Below are 474 nucleotides of genomic sequence, written 5' to 3'. Positions count from 1 at the left end.
TGGTGAGACTTTCTAGGAAAACATTAGCACGCCATAGCCATCTAGGGTCAATATTGGCAGATATTGAATTAACGGCACTAGAAACAGCCCCAAGTGTTAATGGGTCATTAACATAATTACTGGCATTACTTTGATTAATTTCAAATGAAAATGTGTCGGTTTCTGAACAGCGATTTTCTGCCATAGTTTAAGGTGTCAATAAGTATGGTTGTGCGGTTGAAGTCATACCATTAGTGTAGTCAATGATTACGGGATAGTCTGTTAAAGTGATGGTGCATATTAATGGATAAGTTCCATTTCCCCTAACGTTAGGTCGGATAGAAAAATCACAATGTTGTTTGGCGGGTTCGGGGTTTAGCTCGAAACTAAATTCTGCTATGTGTTGATGTACAACTAAATGCAGTAAAGCACTAGCTAAATTGGTTTGGTTAAAGGGGTAACTGCCTATACCGGGTTCAAAGGCATCAACAACGG

2 pseudogenes are annotated in these 474 nt (G+C 39.2%); both read right to left on the bottom strand.

Annotated features, from left to right (window positions below):
• Window positions 1-184: pseudogene (locus tag P5674_RS25920) on the bottom strand (group 2 RNA polymerase sigma factor SigC); the annotation flags it as partial.
• A gap of 3 nt (window positions 185-187) precedes the next feature.
• A pseudogene (locus P5674_RS25915) lies at window positions 188-474 on the bottom strand (hypothetical protein); the annotation flags it as partial.

This window comes from Limnospira sp. PMC 289.06, assembly GCF_032350395.1.
GTDB classification, from domain to species: domain Bacteria; phylum Cyanobacteriota; class Cyanobacteriia; order Cyanobacteriales; family Microcoleaceae; genus Limnospira; species Limnospira platensis.
The sequence above is the reverse complement of the archived record's forward strand: the minus strand, read 5'-3'. Positions and strand labels throughout refer to the sequence as shown.